The 17,039-nt window shown below is 42.9% G+C and carries 15 protein-coding genes; 4 read left to right on the forward strand and 11 right to left on the reverse strand.

The window, feature by feature from the left end; genetic code table 11:
* The 4 genes from ACVBIU_RS01080 (at window position 1) to ACVBIU_RS01095 (ending at window position 4,391) form a co-directional block, all read left to right on the forward strand.
* On the forward strand, window positions 1-1,329 hold the full coding sequence (locus ACVBIU_RS01080) for a CpaF family protein (RefSeq protein ID WP_447162797.1): 1,329 nt from the start codon (window positions 1-3) through the stop codon (window positions 1,327-1,329).
* Window positions 1,330-1,340: 11 nt separating this feature from the next.
* Window positions 1,341-2,318 carry a type II secretion system F family protein gene (locus ACVBIU_RS01085; protein WP_447162796.1) on the forward strand — a complete coding sequence of 326 codons (978 nt, stop codon included), beginning with the start codon at window positions 1,341-1,343 and terminating at the stop codon, window positions 2,316-2,318.
* A 1-nt stretch (window position 2,319) separates the two neighbouring features.
* Window positions 2,320-3,285 (forward strand): type II secretion system F family protein, encoded by a 966-nt coding sequence (locus ACVBIU_RS01090; protein ID WP_447162795.1) that lies wholly within the window; start codon window positions 2,320-2,322, stop codon window positions 3,283-3,285.
* 62 nt (window positions 3,286-3,347) lie between these two features.
* Window positions 3,348-4,391 carry a tetratricopeptide repeat protein gene (locus ACVBIU_RS01095; protein WP_447162794.1) on the forward strand — a complete coding sequence of 348 codons (1,044 nt, stop codon included), beginning with the start codon at window positions 3,348-3,350 and terminating at the stop codon, window positions 4,389-4,391.
* A 209-nt stretch (window positions 4,392-4,600) separates the two neighbouring features.
* On the opposite strand, the gene ACVBIU_RS01100 is transcribed toward ACVBIU_RS01095, so the two are convergent.
* From ACVBIU_RS01100 to hyaA, 11 genes are all read right to left on the reverse strand, one after another.
* Window positions 4,601-4,966: a hydrogenase maturation nickel metallochaperone HypA/HybF gene (locus ACVBIU_RS01100; RefSeq protein ID WP_447162793.1), complete on the reverse strand. Its 366-nt coding sequence runs from the start codon at window positions 4,964-4,966 to the stop codon at window positions 4,601-4,603.
* Window positions 4,966-5,982, reverse strand: coding sequence for a hydrogenase expression/formation protein HypE (hypE, locus tag ACVBIU_RS01105; RefSeq protein ID WP_447162792.1), 1,017 nt, complete (start codon window positions 5,980-5,982; stop codon window positions 4,966-4,968). Before hypE ends, ACVBIU_RS01100 begins: the two co-directional genes overlap by 1 nt.
* On the reverse strand, window positions 5,982-7,100 hold the full coding sequence (gene hypD / locus ACVBIU_RS01110; RefSeq protein ID WP_447162791.1) for a hydrogenase formation protein HypD: 1,119 nt from the start codon (window positions 7,098-7,100) through the stop codon (window positions 5,982-5,984). The genes hypE and hypD overlap by 1 nt, the downstream gene beginning before the upstream one ends.
* Entirely contained in the window at window positions 7,100-7,348 is a 249-nt protein-coding gene (locus tag ACVBIU_RS01115) for a HypC/HybG/HupF family hydrogenase formation chaperone (protein ID WP_447159175.1), read from the reverse strand. The genes hypD and ACVBIU_RS01115 overlap by 1 nt, the downstream gene beginning before the upstream one ends.
* A complete protein-coding gene (gene hypB / locus ACVBIU_RS01120) occupies window positions 7,348-8,109 on the reverse strand; it encodes a hydrogenase nickel incorporation protein HypB (RefSeq protein WP_447162790.1) in 762 nt (253 codons plus the stop codon). Before hypB ends, ACVBIU_RS01115 begins: the two co-directional genes overlap by 1 nt.
* 80 nt (window positions 8,110-8,189) lie before the next feature.
* Window positions 8,190-10,748 (reverse strand): carbamoyltransferase HypF, encoded by a 2,559-nt coding sequence (locus ACVBIU_RS01125; protein ID WP_447162789.1) that lies wholly within the window; start codon window positions 10,746-10,748, stop codon window positions 8,190-8,192.
* A gap of 133 nt (window positions 10,749-10,881) precedes the next feature.
* Window positions 10,882-12,780 (reverse strand): Kae1-like domain-containing protein, encoded by a 1,899-nt coding sequence (locus ACVBIU_RS01130; protein WP_447162788.1) that lies wholly within the window; start codon window positions 12,778-12,780, stop codon window positions 10,882-10,884.
* On the reverse strand, window positions 12,767-13,324 hold the full coding sequence (locus tag ACVBIU_RS01135; protein WP_447159179.1) for a HyaD/HybD family hydrogenase maturation endopeptidase: 558 nt from the start codon (window positions 13,322-13,324) through the stop codon (window positions 12,767-12,769). Before ACVBIU_RS01135 ends, ACVBIU_RS01130 begins: the two co-directional genes overlap by 14 nt.
* Before the next feature lie 9 nt (window positions 13,325-13,333).
* Window positions 13,334-14,002 carry a Ni/Fe-hydrogenase, b-type cytochrome subunit gene (gene cybH / locus ACVBIU_RS01140; RefSeq protein WP_447159180.1) on the reverse strand — a complete coding sequence of 223 codons (669 nt, stop codon included), beginning with the start codon at window positions 14,000-14,002 and terminating at the stop codon, window positions 13,334-13,336.
* 14 nt (window positions 14,003-14,016) lie between these two features.
* A complete protein-coding gene (gene hyaB, locus ACVBIU_RS01145) occupies window positions 14,017-15,720 on the reverse strand; it encodes a nickel-dependent hydrogenase large subunit (protein WP_447162787.1) in 1,704 nt (567 codons plus the stop codon).
* A gap of 2 nt (window positions 15,721-15,722) precedes the next feature.
* On the reverse strand, window positions 15,723-16,859 hold the full coding sequence (gene hyaA, locus ACVBIU_RS01150) for a nickel-dependent hydrogenase small subunit (protein ID WP_447159182.1): 1,137 nt from the start codon (window positions 16,857-16,859) through the stop codon (window positions 15,723-15,725).
* Window positions 16,860-17,039 lie beyond the last annotated feature (180 nt).

Raw genomic sequence — 17,039 nt, forward strand, 5'->3', positions numbered from 1 at the left:
ATGGATATTAATCAGCACGATAGTAAGCTTTATGAATTTCAACCTTTAACGCTAGAAGAACAAAGTATTAAAGTTACGCTTTATGAGAAGTTATTGAGCGTAATGGATCTGTCCTTAATTGAAACCGTATCAAAAGAGCAAGCTCAACTTCAAATAAGTGAGATAAGTGATCAAATTTTAAGTGACCTTAACTTACCAATTAATTTATCGACTAGAAAGCGGATCATCAACCTTATCATTGATGAAGTTCTTGGTTTAGGCCCATTAGAAACACTGCTAGCAGACCCGTCTATTTCCGATATTCTGGTTAATTCTTTTGACCGAGTTTATGTTGAACGCCACGGTAAGCTTGAACCTGTCGATATTAAGTTTCACAGTAACGCACATCTTTTAAATATCATCGATAGAATTGTTTCAAGCGTAGGAAGACGGATTGATGAGTCTTCCCCTATGGTTGATGCAAGGCTTGCTGATGGCTCTCGTGTTAATGCCATTATTCCCCCTCTTGCATTAGATGGTCCCTCACTTTCAATCAGACGATTCTCTGTTGATAAACTAAATGCAAAGCAGCTTATTAATATTGGTTCGGTCACAGAGTCTATGATTGAGCTCCTCAAAGGGGGCGTGAAGGGAAAGCTAAATATATTAGTATCAGGTGGTACGGGTAGCGGTAAAACAACGTTACTTAATATGTTATCAGGTTTTATTCCTCGTGATGAACGCATTGTTACTATTGAGGATTCTGCAGAACTTCAACTTCAGCAACCCCATACAGTAAGGCTAGAAACTCGGCCGCAAAATATTGAGGGAAAAGGGGAAGTTTCGCAACGTGATTTGGTCAAAAATTGTTTACGTATGAGGCCAGATCGAATCGTTATTGGTGAGGTTCGAGGTGGTGAAGCATTAGATATGCTCACCGCTATGAACACAGGTCATGAAGGCTCGTTAACTACGCTCCATGCGAACAGCCCAAGGGATGCACTAGGAAGACTTGAATATATGGTATGTATGGCTGGATTTGACATGCCAGTAAGCAATATCCGTACACAAATTGCTTCAGCAATTGATCTAGTGGTTCAGCTAGAGCGACAAGAGGACGGACGAAGAAGGGTAACCAGTATTCAAGAAATTAATGGTATGGAAGGTGATATTATCACTATGTCTGAAATTTTTCGTTTTGCACGTAAAGGTATTGATGAAAAAGGCATGATTATTGGTGAGTTTGAAGCTACAGGTGTAATTCCAGGATTCCATACTAAATTAAAGCAGCACGGTATTGAGTTGCCATATCATCTTTTCAATTGTGGCGATCCATTCGCTGAATTTTAGGGAGCTGATTAATGTTTTCTAATCAAGTTATTTTTCTCGGGCTGGTTTTTGTAGCGGTGCTATTTTTGTCTCAAGCACTATTTTTGCCAGTATATAGTCCGCAAAGAGCCAATACCGCTCTGGTTCGCAAACGATTAAAAAAGCTATCGGAAGAATCAGGTGATATTACCTACGAGACTTCTCTTTTGCGTAAGAGTCGTTTAGGTAAGTTGGGGCCCATAGGTCGTTGGTTAGAAAGTTTTGAAGTAATTGAAAGCCTAAGTTACCGACTTGAGCTTGCTGACTATAAATTGATGGGTCATCAGTTTATTGGATTGGCATTATTTACAGCAAGCTTAGCTGCAGTGTGTTTGTGGGCTTATTTGGGGGAGTGGATCGCTGCCATATTTATGTTTGTGTTAGTTATTTTTCTGTTTAATTTCAAATTAAACAGAGATACCTCTAAACGAATGGATAAAATTGAAGAGAGCTTCCCAGATGCTTTAGATGTACTCAGAAGGGCGCTACAGGCGGGCTACTCATTTTCTGACGCTGTTAAATTAGTTACTGAAGAAATGGAGGGGCCATTGGCGAAAGAATTTAGCCTAATGTTCGCCAACATTAATTACAGTAAAGATACCAAAAGAGCCCTTTTAGCTTTTATTGAGCGAGTACCGAGTGTATCGGCCATGGCCTTTGCTAGTGCTGTTATGGTTCAAAAAGAAACCGGCGGTAATTTAGCCGAAAATATTAATAATTTAGCGAGAGTTATCCGCCTTCGTTTCACTTTTAGACGCAGAGTAAGAACTTTGTCCGCAGAAGGCCGACTATCAGCTTGGATCTTAATCTTACTTCCTTTCGTGTTGTTTGCGGTCATCTATCTTCAAACTCCAGGATATGTCGGTGAGTTAACGGGGACGGAAGAAGGTAATAAATTATTAATGTGGGGAGCCATCGGCATGTTTGTGGGTGGTATGTGGATCAGCAAACTTATAAGGATAGATATCTGATATGGACTTCCTAATTGGTTTATTTGAACAGTTTTTTGATGATCCCCAGCATGTTGAATGGGCTATTTATGCGGTCGCTGGTGTGGCTGGTGTCATGCTTGCTATTTCAATATCATATCTGATAAGTGGTGTATATTCACCGGTTAGAGCCAGACTGAAATCGTTAAATGAGGGGAACACAAAGAGCTCTATGGCCAAAGATGTTACAGGTACCTTAGAGCATGGCATTGGGGAAATGGCTAAAAAACCCTTTTTTAACTTTTCTAACCATGAAACCAGACGACTACTGATTCATGCGGGCTTTCACTCTGAAAATGCATTAGCGGTATTTAATGCTGCGCGCTTACTTCTTCTCCTGCTCGGTGCTGTAGTGTCTGTTGTGCTACTAAATATTTTCCCCGAAATAACAGGTATTTGGATCATATATATTTTCTGCCTATTTATTGGTGGGGCATTTATTTTACCATCAATGGTGTTACAAACACTTGCCAACAGACGAATGCGCAGATTACGGATTGGTTTTCCTGATGCGTTAGACCTGCTTGTGGTGTGTTGTGAGGCTGGCTTAGGCTTAATGGCGGCGATGCAGAGAGTGGCTAAGGAGTTGGCGATAAGTCATCCAAGCCTAGCGGGTGAATTAGATTTAGTTTGTAGCAAAGTCAGGGCAGGATTAACGGTTAAAGTTGCGCTTCAGGAGTTTACCGATAGAACAGGACTTGAAGATATTAAGGGGTTGAATTCTGCCATATCGCAGAGTATGCGCTTGGGTACAGGGATAGCGGAAACGTTACGGGTTTTTTCAGATGAATATCGTGATAAGCGATTACAAGCAGCAGAAGAGCAAGCTGCAAAACTTGCCGTTAAGATGATATTTCCCATGATGTGTTGTATTTGGCCTTCATTCTTTATCGTTGCAGTAGGACCTGCGGTATTAAAAGTGATGAAGGTTTGGGGACAAGCATTTTAACATGGCTGGTAAGTGACCGTTACTCAAAATTTTACAGTTAATAAGTCTTTGGGGGGGCTATTATGATTTTAAAACAATTATTAAACGTTAAGGCTAAAACGATGATAAGAACATTATTAGTAATTAGCGTATTAACAATTCTTCAGGCTTGCAGTTCGACTTCAGACACAGACCAACACGTGCCGATTAAGGCTCCTGATAGACAAGATTTATTGGATGCTGGGTCACTTTCATCCATTACTAATGATTTGACTGCGCCTCAAACGGAACAGGATGCGTTAAATAAAGCGCACTCAGAAGAACAGTCCGGAAACTTAGAGAAGGCTCTGTATGCCTATATTCAAGCATTGGATTTTAATGCTAAAAATCCTGAAACTTTCTATCAAATTGGTCGGATTCATACTATGAGGGGCAACCCGGATATTGCTTCTAAGGCTTATAATGAGGCTTTAGCTCTCGAACCTAATTTTATGATGGTTCATGCTGATTTAGGGGTTATAAGCATGGATAAACGTCAGTATAGAGAAGCGCGTCAACATTTAGAAAAAGCAATTGAGTTGGATCAAGAAAGGCTTTCTTCACTTGATATTAAGCGTAAAACAGTCGATTTTTGGGTGCCTAATAGAGAGTCTCCAGCTCGAGTATATAATGCCATCGCCATTTTAGAAGATGTTGAAAATAATCATCAACAAGCTCGGGCTTACTTTAAGCTAGTATTGGAGTTACAACCACATTCGCCGATCCTGATCACTAACCTCGGATACTCGTATTATTTGACGGGGGAGCTTGCTATGGCAGAAAAGTACTTACGTAAAGCGCTACAAGCAGACTCAAATTTTGATAGAGCCTGGACAAACCTGGGTTTAGTCTATGTTCGTAAGGGCCTACATAAGCGTGCACTTGCAACTTTCGAGCAAACCATGTCACCAGCAGATGCACTTAATGATTTGGGTTACTTTTTGATGTTAGAGGGGCAATATGAGAAAGCGATTGGACTATTCGAGCGTGCTATTGATACTTCACCTAGTTACTTCGAGCAGGCGCAGAAGAATTTAAGGCGCGCTAAAGCTGAGCTGTCCGATGAATTTCAACATGCTGGTAACTAGCTTTAGATAAATAGCTCGAGTTACTAACTTCAAATAGCCAATTTGAAATAACTATTTTGAAATAACTATTTTTAAACAAGGAACTTTAGATAATCGAAGTGCTAACCGAGATTTATTGTCAATTAATTCCCTTCGGTATAAGAGTAAGTAAAAAGCCCTAGACATCTGTCAGGGCTTTTTTCTTTATGGTTAAGTGGCCATTAATTTACTCAACGAGTTAATTTTAATTCGTTTTGCTCTAACTCTAATTGCATAAGCATCATATCCTCGCCGTCGAGCACTGTGGTATCTGCACTTTGGCAATGACTACAAATCACATTACGCAGTTTGTGCTCTGTTTTACTACCACATGTGGAACAGCTGATGACTAAAGGCTGTATATTTATCACAAGAGAAGCATCATGGCATATGCCTTCTAGCTTAAAGGTGTCAAATGCTGTTTTAAGTAGGGCAGGTTCAACCCCGCTTAAGATCCCGAGCTTTATCACAACTTGAGTCACTTTAGAGGCCTGATTAGCACTAGCATACTGCTCACACTGTTCAATTAACGCAGTAACGATTGAATACTCATGCACTAGCAGATCCTCGGAAGCAGTTCACCCTGAGGTAAGTCAAGATAACGGCTGCTGCCCCAAGGTGTATTGAGCACTACTTTTCCTAATCTTTGTTCTGTTACTTGCCCAATCACCGCCGCTTGTTCACAGTGACAAAAGCGTTTCATTATCTCCAACGTGGCATCAGCACTCTCTTTTGGTACTGCGAGAATAAAGGTGCCTTCATTAGCGAGATCAAATGGCTCAAAGCCGTAAAGTTCACAAAGACCTTTGACCTCGTCGCTTACTGGAATCGCTTCTTCAACTACATTGATGCCAACATTCGATGCGCTAGCCCATTCATTTAGTACAGCAGAAAGGCCGCCTCTGGTTGCGTCTCGCATCGCATGTATTTCGATATTTGCGGCAATGAGTTGCTCAACTATCGGCCAAAGCGTTGCACAATCACTGGTTAATGCAGACTCAAGTGACAAACCTTCTCTTGCCATTAGAATTGCTGCGCCGTGACGACCAATGTCGCGAGACACAATGATTACATCATCTGCTTTTAGGTTCTTTACTGATATACCGTTATGTAAAATACGGCCAACGCCTGTGGTATTAATAAAAACTCCGTCAGCACAGCCTTTTGGCACGACTTTGGTGTCACCGCAGACAATCCGTGCTCCTGAGTTTTTAAGTTCTGTGGCCATACTGCTGACAATTGTTTTCAAGTGGCTAATTTCAAAGCCTTCTTCAATAATAAAGCTACAACTTAAGTATTGTGGCTCCGCGCCCATCATCGCCAAATCATTAACGGTACCTGCGATTGATAATTTACCAATATCGCCACCAGCAAAGAATAGTGGCGATACAGTAAAGGAGTCGGTGGTAAAGGCTATTTTTCCATTAACATTCAGTACGGCAGCATCTTCCTCGCTGCGTAATATCGGGTTGTCGAAGGCTTTAAAGAATAGGTCAATAATTAAACGGCTCATCTCTTTGCCACCACCACCGTGGCTGAGCTGTACTCGCTTCTTGCTATTTAATTCGCTCATTAAATGACTCCATTATATCGATAATACGCATTACAAGCACCTTCAGAGCTGACCATACAACTACCTAGTGGCGTCTCGGGGCTACACCCTCGGCCAAAGACTTTACAGTCTTTGGGTTTACACAGTCCTCTCAAAATATCACCACACTGGCAAGCTTTATGATCGTCTATTTCTTGAGTCGGTAATTGTTTAGCGTAAATTCGCTCGGCATCTCTATGAGCAAATTCTTCTTTTAACATGAGCGCAGAGTCAGCAATCGGCCCAAGTCCTCGCCACCGAAAATGTGGCCTAAGCGTTAAGTAGTGATTAACCATAGCTTGCGCGGTTAGATTGCCGTCTTCAGAAACAGAGCGGCTATATTGGTTTTCAAGTTGTGTACTAGAGGCTACTTTCTGGCGAACAATCATTAAGATAGATTGCATGACATCAACCGGTTCAAAGCCAGATATGACCAAAGGAGTGTGGTAATTATCCACCGTAGGACGATAAACCTTTGCACCGCTGATAACGCTAACATGAGCTGGGCCAATGAATGCGTTAACCTTAACGTTGGGATCCGCCATTACGGCATCAATGGCTGGTGGCACAAGTACGTGATTAATATGAAAGAGCAGGTTATTAATATGTCGTTTTTCTGCTTGGTCAATCAGTACCGCAGTCATTGGTGTAGAGGTTTCAAAACCAATGGCGAAAAATATCACTGTTTTATCTGGATTCGTCGTCGCGATGGTTAAGGTATCTAAAGGGTCATAAATAGGTCTAATATCACAACCTTTGGCTCTGAACTCCGCCAGACTTCCCTGTGAACCAGGAACGCGGATCATATCTCCTAGTGTCACGAGAATGGTGTTAGGTAGGCTAGCCAGCGCCGCCGCATGGTCAATCCGCTCTTTAGGCATAATGCACACTGGGCAGCCTGGACCATGGATAAATTCAATATTATCAGGCAGTAATTGATTTAGGCCATATTTCATGATGGTGTGGGTATGGCCACCACATACTTCCATGATCTTGATCTTGCCTTCAACCTGAATGGCTAATGAGGCGATTTCTGTGGCAAGGGAACGGATGACATCTGGGTCTCTGAAACCTTGGTAAAGATCGTTTAAGGCAATCATTAAGACTCCTTAGCTTCTTGTTCTAGCTTTTCAACAATCTCTTGATATAACGCTAAACTTTCCATGGCATCAGCTTTGTCAATCTTGTTCATAACAAAACCGATGTGAATAAGTACATAATCTCCAATGTTAAGCGGCTCTGCAATAAGATGGCTGCTGACTTTTCGTTTAACACCCATCGTATCGACAGTGACCGCATGCTCATCTTGATGGATCGATACAATCATAGAAGGGATAGAAAGACACATTAGGCTGCCACTCCTGTATGTTTTGCAAGCCAAGCTGTCACTTGATTGAGTGATTGCGGGTCTTTAACTGACACTTCCATTAACTCGACATTTGGATTGAGCTTTTTAAGCTGAGAGCGTGCTTCATCAATACTAAAATCAAAGTAAGGCAGTAGATCTGATTTAGTGATGAGCACAAGATCGGCCCGGCGAAACATTACCGGATATTTTTCTATTTTGTCATCACCTTCCGGTACTGATAGTAGAACGATGTTTTTGTGGGTGCCGACATCATAGCTCGCTGGACAGACGAGGTTACCGACGTTCTCAACAAAGCAGATATCCAGAGGGTCTAAATTTATATGGTGAAGGGCTCTATGGACCATAAATGCGTCTAGGTGGCAGGCTGCGCCAGTTTGGATCTGATAAGCCTCAATACCTTTAGCTTTGAGTCTATCGGCATCTCTAGATGTTTCTAAATCACCCTCAATGACCGCATATTTAAGGTAAGTATGTTCATGTAAATGTTCAAGAAGCGTGGTTTTTCCACTTCCAGGGCTACTCATTATGTTAAAAGCTGCCACTCCTTTGGCATCGAAGTGATCGCGATTATGCTGAGCTTCAATATCATTCTTATCCAAGATTTTGTGGATAACAGACAGTGTTGTTTTGTCATTAAGTTGCGGATTACTTGCGATATTATCGTCAACTTTAGAGTGCGAATGATCCGATGTTAAAAGGTGATCGTGACGGGTGATAGAACAGCCACAGTCTTGGCACATAGGTAACTCCGTTTATTGGTATGTTGTCTCATTGTCGGTTACGCATGGCTAATCGACCTTGATGTAAATCAGCTTTGCTTCTATTTATTTGTGATGTTGCTCGCATTTTCTCTAGGGGTGTGAATAGCGTGCCATAACTGGCCGAGGGAGATCCCCCCATCATTAATTGGGACGTTGTGGCTTGAAAGTAGGAGGTTTCCCTGTGCGGTTAACCGTTTCTCGCAACGCTCAAGCAGATAACGGTTTTGAAATACCCCGCCACAAAGTACGATAGGAGTATCGAGGTAGTCTTTAGCGTATGTACATACCCAATGGCATATGGTGTCCATGAAAGTCTTTGCAATTAACCCTATGCGCTGCTGATTAAGGGGCGAATGTGTCACTGCGATAACAATCTGTTGCAACAGAGCTGCGCTATCCCAGAGTGAAGTAGACTGTTCAATATTTTTCAACCCTGTATTTAAGCCAGTATAATTCGAGCCTGCATTAATCAAGTCGGTATTGGTCGTCACACTGTTGGCAGCCGTTTCGATTAGCATTCCAGCCTGGCCTTCATACTGTATATGTGTAACTAGCCCGAGTGCCACGGCCACTGCATCAAATAGCCGTCCTACTGAAGAGGTCCTAATACAGCTGTTTGTCTGCCATATCTTAACTAAATTATTAAATGTTGCAGGAGGTAGCGCATTTATTGCTGGAATATTGAGGTTTATAATCTCTTGCGGTGAATATTTTTCAAGTAAGATTGCCAGTAAAACTCTTACTGGTTGCTTGATAGCCTGTTCACCTCCAATAAGCGCAAAGCTTTTAACGCTGTTGATACGTTGATACTGATTAATATTACAATGCAGCACTTCTCCGCCCCATAAAGTATTGTCATCACCTAAACCTGTTCCATCAAAGCTAAAGCCTAGCACCGGCGTTGTGAGCTTATTGGCAGCCATTACGCTTAACACGTGAGCATAGTGGTGTTGCAATGAGCTTGTTTTGTTTATGGCTTGCGACAAAGCCCATCGACTGGTGGTGTAATCAGGGTGGCTATCGTGGACTAATTGGCTGGGAATAAATCCGTATAATCGAGAGAAGGTATCGAGGGTGTGGTGAAAGTATTCTTCAGCTTCTATCGATACCAGATCGCCGATGTGAGGGCTAAGAAACAGGTTGTGATTAAAGCCAAAGCAAATCGTGTTTTTTTGCTGAGCTCCAAGTGCAAGAATGCTTTCTGTTAGAGGTTGATCACTATAAAAAGAAAGTGGAGCATAGCCTCTTGCTAAGCGAAGCACTTGTTGTTTGTCATTTATCAACTGTACCACGCTATCGTCACAGCCATTTAAGATAGGCCTGTTGTGATCTAAAATATTATCCACAACATGGGCAAGTTTACTCTTAATGGCTTCGCTATCTGTAATGATTGGTTCACCAGCAAGGTTTGCACTTGTCATGACTAAAGGCCGCCTAACACCAGTGAGTAATAATTGGTGTACAGGGGTATAGGGTAGAAATATTCCGAGGCTGTCTATATCTGGTGCAACTAGGTCACTAAGTTCTGTACAAGGACTGTTTTGGCTATTGAATGATTGATTATCTATTGTTCGACTAGCTGTTAGGTGGCTATCTATTAATTGCTTATCTAATTGTTGTCTATCTAGTGCTAACTTGTCGAATGGCTGTGTAGACTCAGCAACGGACAGAACACGATTGTTAGTAGATAGTTTAGTCGTTAGGTCTGCACTTTGATTAGTAGCTGGATTAGTCGTGATTTTACGCATCAGCGTAATAGGGCGCTGAGCGCTGCATAGCGTTTGCCATTCAGCTGCACTCCCCGTGACTAGCTTGGCTGCAGCTTCAATATCTTCAACCATAACGGCAAAAGGTTTCGCTGGTCGAGTCTTTCGCTGGCGTAATAGGCTAACACTGTTGTGATTTGTAGCATCGCAGACCAGATGAAACCCACCGATCCCTTTAATGGCTAATATCTTGCCTGCAATCAGTGCATTAATCGCATCTTCCAGTGCGCGTTCTTTAGTGCTTTGCACCGTTAGATCGTTTGTTTTAAAACTTAACTGTGGTCCGCACTGAGGGCAGCTGACGGGCTGCGCATGGTAGCGCCTGTCCATAGGGTCCAAATATGCACGTTTACACGCTTCGCACATGTAAAAATTTGCCATTGCCGTATTGGGTCTATCATAGGGCAAGGCGTTGATCAGTGAATATCTAGGTCCACAATTAGTACAATTGGTGAACGGGTATCGATAATGGCGATTATTGGGAGCGGCGATTTCATCAAAGCAGTCTTTGCAAGTGCATATATCTGCTGGCACGGCAACGGCAGCTGAGCTCTCTTTTTCACTATGGACAATATTAAAGTCAATACATGTATCGATAGTTGTCATTGAAGTGACAAGGATATTGTCGATACGTGCGAGAGGGGGCGGTTGATCTCGAAAGGCGGCTTCGAACTTAACCAGGTCAATAGGGCGCCCCTGCGCTTCAATTGTGACGCCTTCACTGTTATTGAGCACGCTACCGGTTAAGTTCAGTTCATGAGCTAAACGGTAAACATAGGGGCGAAAACCGACGCCTTGAACGATGCCGGTGATCTTTATGTGTAAACGATTTTTGCTCAGATTCTTGGTCATAGATCCTGTCACAGGTATTTTTATGAGTACTGTTTATGAGTCGTCACTATAAGTACTTATTATAAATGGCTAATATTATCTATGTTAGCCAGTGCTATTATTCAGTCTTGTTTTGCAGTCATGATATGTGTACTTAGTGTCTACGCTGTTTAAGGTACAAAGCACCAGCAGCAAGGTTTAGTCCATCAAGATCCATTAGCGTATTAGTATTGAGATTAAAGTTTTTACCCAGTCGTAGAGCGACCCTTTCGGCCAAAACTTCATTGGCAAAACTACTGCCTGCGATCACCACTGACTTAATGCTGATATTTTGATCTAAGTGCTCAATCCAATTACAAATATAATCAGCAAAAGAATCGTGCATACCAAAAGCAAGTTTATCGATATTATCCGCTTCAGCGAGCCTAAAGCTGATAATCGTGCCCAATGTTTTACACCAGTTTAGACTTCTAAATGCTTCGCCTCTGGTTAGAGGAAAATCAATTCTAGGCGCATTTGCTCCTTTGTGGCACATAGCGCGAGCAACGACAAAGTCACAAAGTGCAGTTTTAGTTAAAAGAGCCGTTTTGCTTAATGGCGCACTGTGACTTGGCTGAGTTGCTTGTATTTGACTTGCTGCGCCAAGAAAAACGGCAGCAATGGCCCATAAAGACTCAATATTGTTGGTAGGCTTGGCAAGTTTTAACGACAACAGTTTCAAGTAATCATCAGGATATTGAGTTTTAAATTTATCCAATAAGGGCTTTTGCGGTGATAACTCAAGCTGATGCACTATGTCGTAGCCGTTGTCAGGCATGCTTGGAAATTCAAAAAATAATTCAAGCTGTTGTTTGCCATCTAAAGAAACTATTTGACTCGTACTTGTTTGACTAAAAAACAAAGCAGCCACGCACTTAGGTTTTTTCTCAGAGATGGTCGCGCTATGAAGTGCACAACTAGCAGCACTACTTACCGCTGTAATTGCATTGTCTTTATTTGTTTCGCCTTCATTAATGTTGGTTAGATTAATGCTGGGGTGATTAGAGCTGATTTCAATCTGTTTATCACGCCAAAGAGCTTTGTAATGACCAGCCACGGCATCATCATGTAAAGGTTGACGCACTGCATCAAAAATTTGTGCGTGGTTTGATGCTGGTGTTTGAATAAGCGACCATTTTGCTTCAACCATGGCAATCTTGGGATGAGTGCTGTTAGCGATATAAAGGTAATCGACACCTTGTTGTCTAAGAATTTCGCAGATAACCAACAATAAGCGTGAGTTTGCAAAACTGATTTCATATAAGGGTTGGTTTAGTCGAGGGTGGTTGTGGATAGGTCGAGCTTTAATCAATGGTTTTTCGATACTTGAGAGTGCAAGTATTTGGCTATCGTTAACACAAAAATGTGCATGTAGATTATTTGGGTTGCAGATCACCAATTGTTGGCGAGTGTCTAACGGCGCATTTGCGATAGGATTAAAACTAATAATAGGGCCAGCACCAATACTTTCGATAATACTAGCGCCAATACTCTTGCTAATGTTATCGCCAACATTATTGTTAATATTATCGCTCATGCTAGCGTGGGGCAGTGCTATTGCACCTAGCATATCAAGTTTTTTCACTAAGGCTTTAGCATCACTTAAAGAAACAGCTTGCTGGACAGGAGAGATCCGGGTGTGAGCCTGACAACAGGGGCAATTAAATCCAATGTTTCCAAAGTGTGCAGCTTGGTTATCGCCAAACTGAGGTTGGCAATGCTGACAATACTCAAGTTCAAGTTTTGCCGCTGGAAGGAGTTTTTTAGTGCCAACAGGGCTGTCAATTACAATGATTTGAGGCTTTACAAGCCACGCTGAAATCAAGAAGTCTTGAGCGATGGCATCGGCTAGTTGTTCAAGTTGTGCCTGCTCACCTTGCGCCTCAATATAGTAAAGATTATCGTGTTTTCCTATGGTTACATCATATTGATCATTTTGTAGGTATTGATTACAGAGGTGCCCATAAAAGGGCACTTCTCGGGTACAATTAAACTCAAATCTAATATTCTTCATCTGAAGTTAAGCCACGTTTGTAGGAATCGGGAATAAGGCTGTTGATATCAATGTGTGCAATGCGTTGGTGAGTGAATCCTAGAGAGTCCATATGACGCATTAAGGTTTGTTCCATCAAAGGCACCGCAGCCTGGATCTGTGCCGTCAATCCAAGAGTCATAGGTTCAAGTACTGTGGGTGTTACACCTAACACAAAGGTTTTTGGTCTGTCGCCAACCATATCCATCATGATCAGGGTTTGTAGCATTTCAACTTCATGGGCACTGCCTTGCCAATCAATTTCAGGCGGTGCTTTATCAAAATCGAAAAAATAGACTTCTCCTGGGGCAACACCGTTCGCGTTTACTGTATCAACGACGATGAGATAGTCATATTTACACAGTGTTGGAATGAGTCCTTGGGCAAGTGTTCCACCATCGAGTAAGTCGAGTTGATCTACGGGGTGGTGGAAACGATAGTTTTCTTGGATATAATTGACGAAATGTACGCCGATGCCCTCATCGGCGTACAGGACATTGCCAATACCAAGTAGCAATATCTTCATGTTTTCCTTTTATTTTTTCTTATGGTAATCGTAGCCTGAGACAATAGAGTCGACAGAGTTATGCTTAAATCGAATGCCTGACCAAACTGCCATATACACGTGTATTACCACAAAGATGATAAATACCCAGGTAAGGTAGTGGTGCCAAATTCGTACTGGTGCTAATCCACCCATCAAAGCCGTTAACCAATTAGCCATTGGCGCAAGTAAACCACCTAGACCTTCGTGATATACATTGGCATATAAGACTAGGCCTGTAATGCTGATCAGCAATGCAACCACTGATATTGCAAAGTAAGTCACGAACTGCAGCGGACCATAAACCCCAGCTTTGTCTAAATGTCCCATCCAAAGGTAAGACTTAAGCTGAGTGATCCAGCTTTTTACACTCATGACATCTTTAAACGAACGACGCTCGATATCACTCTTACCAAAAAAGAACAGGTAAGCGCGCACTATTGTTATCGCGACTAACAAAAAGCCAAAGATCTGGTGAGCAGCACGAATATACCCTTGCACTAATATGTCAGAACTTTCTGGCGCGACTAAAAATGGCCAGGAAATATAAAAACCAGTGACAATGAGTACAAAAATGGCTAAGGCTCTTAGCCAGTGGAATATTCTTATCGCAGCACCAAAAATCAGTTCCCTTTGGTAGAGCGCAGATTGAGTTGCCATGTTATCCCCCTTGATTAGAATCCGTTGGGATCAATTTTAAATTCACCGAGGTTTTGCCCTTTGTAGTCCATGACATGCACTGCGCACGCCATACAAGGATCAAATGAGTGAATTATGCGGATAACCTCTAAAGGTTTGGTTGGATCTTCAAGCTGTAAGCCAATAAGCGAGGCTTCATACGGTCCCATTTTTCCTTCGGCATCAATGGGCCCGGCATTCCAAGTCGTTGGTACTACCGCTTGATAGTTTTCAACTTTGCCATCTTTAATTCGGATCCAGTGACTGAGCATTCCTCGCGGCGCTTCGATCATGGCATGACCCACGTACTCTTTGCTTGAATCGATCTCCGGTTTCACGTAAGTCGTTTCATCTGACAGCATATTGGTTAACATGGCATCGAAGGTTTTAAGGCCTTCTTGTGCAACGATTACCGTTTGCAACATACGTGCTGCGGTGCGGCCGAGCGTTGTGAATAACGCTTCAACAGGCAAGCCCGTTGTTTCTAGTAAATCATTTACTGCATCGACGACAACGGGATTACCTCGAGCATAACTCACTAATAAACAGGCTAACGGTCCGACTTCAACTGGCTCGCCGTTATATCGTGGAGACTTAACCCAGGAGTATTTACCATCGCCATCAATTGTCGGCAATTTGCCATAGACAGTTTCTCTTTCAACAAAGCCGGTATAGTCAGGAATTGTAGTCCCATCGTATGGGTGCTGCGGCGCATCGGCTTTGTACCAAGCATGGGTAACATCTTCTTCTATTTGCTGAGGGTCTAAGTCGCTCACGTTAGCAAGATCGCCGTTCATGATAACGCCCTGATTAAACAGGTATTGACCGTCACCTAGTAAGAAGTCATCAGTCGCGAGGAAGTTTGTTATATTAACGCCACCTAGCACACTAGGTTCAGTACCAAAGGCCGCAGCGGCCATAACAATGTCCGCCTTGTATGCACGAATGATGAAATCATTAACGAACTCATGCTTCTGCTTCCACTCTTGTAAACGAGCTGGGCTCAGCATGTCACGTACAGAGGTGACGCCACCGACGACAACAGATTGTGGGTGAGGTGATTTCCCGCCAAATATGGCCAGCATCTCAGCGGCAACACGTTGAACTTCTAGCGCTTTAAGGTAGTGAGATAGGGCGATTAGATTCTGCTCTGGTGTAAACCTATAGGTACCGTTGCCCCAATATGCATTGGCAAAAGGTCCCAATTTTCCTGTTTCAACAAGGCCTGCAACGCGCTCTTGTACGGCTCTGAGATCACCTTCGCCCGCTGCGATAGGATTCTCGGTATACTTTAACGCTTCTTGAGCTGCCAATGCTGGGTCTGCGCTCAGTGCTGAGACAACATCGACCCAATCTAAACCATGAAGGTGATAGAAATGGACAATATGGTCGTGCATGTACAGTGATGTTTGCATTAAGCTACGAAGATACTTTGCATTTAGCGGGATCTGCACGCCTAGTGCATTTTCAACGGCTTCAGTACCACAGCGATAATGTGAATAGGTACATACACCACAAATTCTCTGTACGATTAAGCCGACGTCCATAGGCGTGCGGCCTTTGAGGATCACCTCAATACCACGCCATAATGTAGATGATGACCACGCTTTGGTAATAACATTGTTTTCGTCGACTTCGACTTCGACTCGTAAGTGTCCTTCAATACGAGTGATTGGATCTATGACTACACGTTTGCTCATGATTATTCCTCTTCAGGTTTGGCAAAAATACTGGCTACAGCATGTGCGCCAATTCCGACAACAGTTGCACCTAAAATGACCGCACCTACAGTGTCTGCAGTGGCATCAAGGCTATGCAATTCTTGCCTTCCCAAGGGTTGTTCAAAGTCAGCCATTTCGTCCCAAAAGTTGGGCTCAGAGCAACCAATACAGCCGTGACCTGCAAGCACTGGCCAGCTCGTATGGTGATTAAATCTTTCTGTCGGACAGTTGTTATAGGTGTATGGGCCTTTGCAGCCAACCTTATATAAGCAGTAGCCATCTTTAGCGCCTTGATCGCCAAACTCCTCAACAAATTCACCAGCATCAAATCGACCTCGACGTTCACAGTTATCATGTACTCGAGCGCCGTATGCCCACTTAGGACGATTGAACATATCAAGTGCAGGCAGCTTGCCAAACATAATGAAGTACATCAGTGTACCGACAATGTTCTTTTCACTTGGTGGACAACCACCTAAGTTGATGACGGTTCTATCAACCACTTCATAAACGCCTTTTGCCCCAGTAGGATTAGGGGCTGCGGCTTGAACGCCTCCAAAAGCTGCGCAGGTGCCGACAGATATAATGGCGGCAGCGCCTTCTGCTGCTTCTTTAACAATGTGCATCCCAGTGTGGCCTTTACAACCAACCGTTAAATAAGCACCATTATTTGCCGTCGGTATCGCACCTTCAACCGCCAGTAAGTAGTTACCTTTATAGGCCTCAAGTGCATGCTCAAGATTCTCTTCTGCTTGCCAACCGGCTGCAGCCATTAATGTTTCGTGGTATTCAAGAGAAACGTAATCGAAGATTAATGTATCTAAATTAGGGGTATCGGTTCGAATAAGAGATTCAGAACAGCCAGTACACTCAGCCATATGTAACCAAATGAGCGGCACTCTATCTGCCAGTTCTGCCGCTTCTGCTACTAAGGTACTAAAAGGCAGTGGCAGGGCGAGCATTGCTGTTACAGCTGCACTCCATTTCATGAAGTCACGGCGAGTGATGCCGTTTTGTTCCATTTTTTGCTGTAGCGTTTCACCATTTCGAGGCTCTAGCTTACGAAGTTGCTCTATTCGCGCCAAACCTTGTTGATAAAGGGCTTCATGTGTTTCCATGGTTAAACCTTTTTAATTTATAAGGAATGTGTTCAACGAAAACCAGTTTAGGCCACAAAAAGCGAGTTATTGTTGATGTGCGTCAAACTTTGCCGACCTTTGAGCCATACTACACAGACCAGTTTTGGCTCACTTGAGCTAGATCATTAAAATATAACTAATAGGGACAAAATGACCCGT

Source organism: Shewanella sp. 30m-14 (assembly GCF_052977125.1).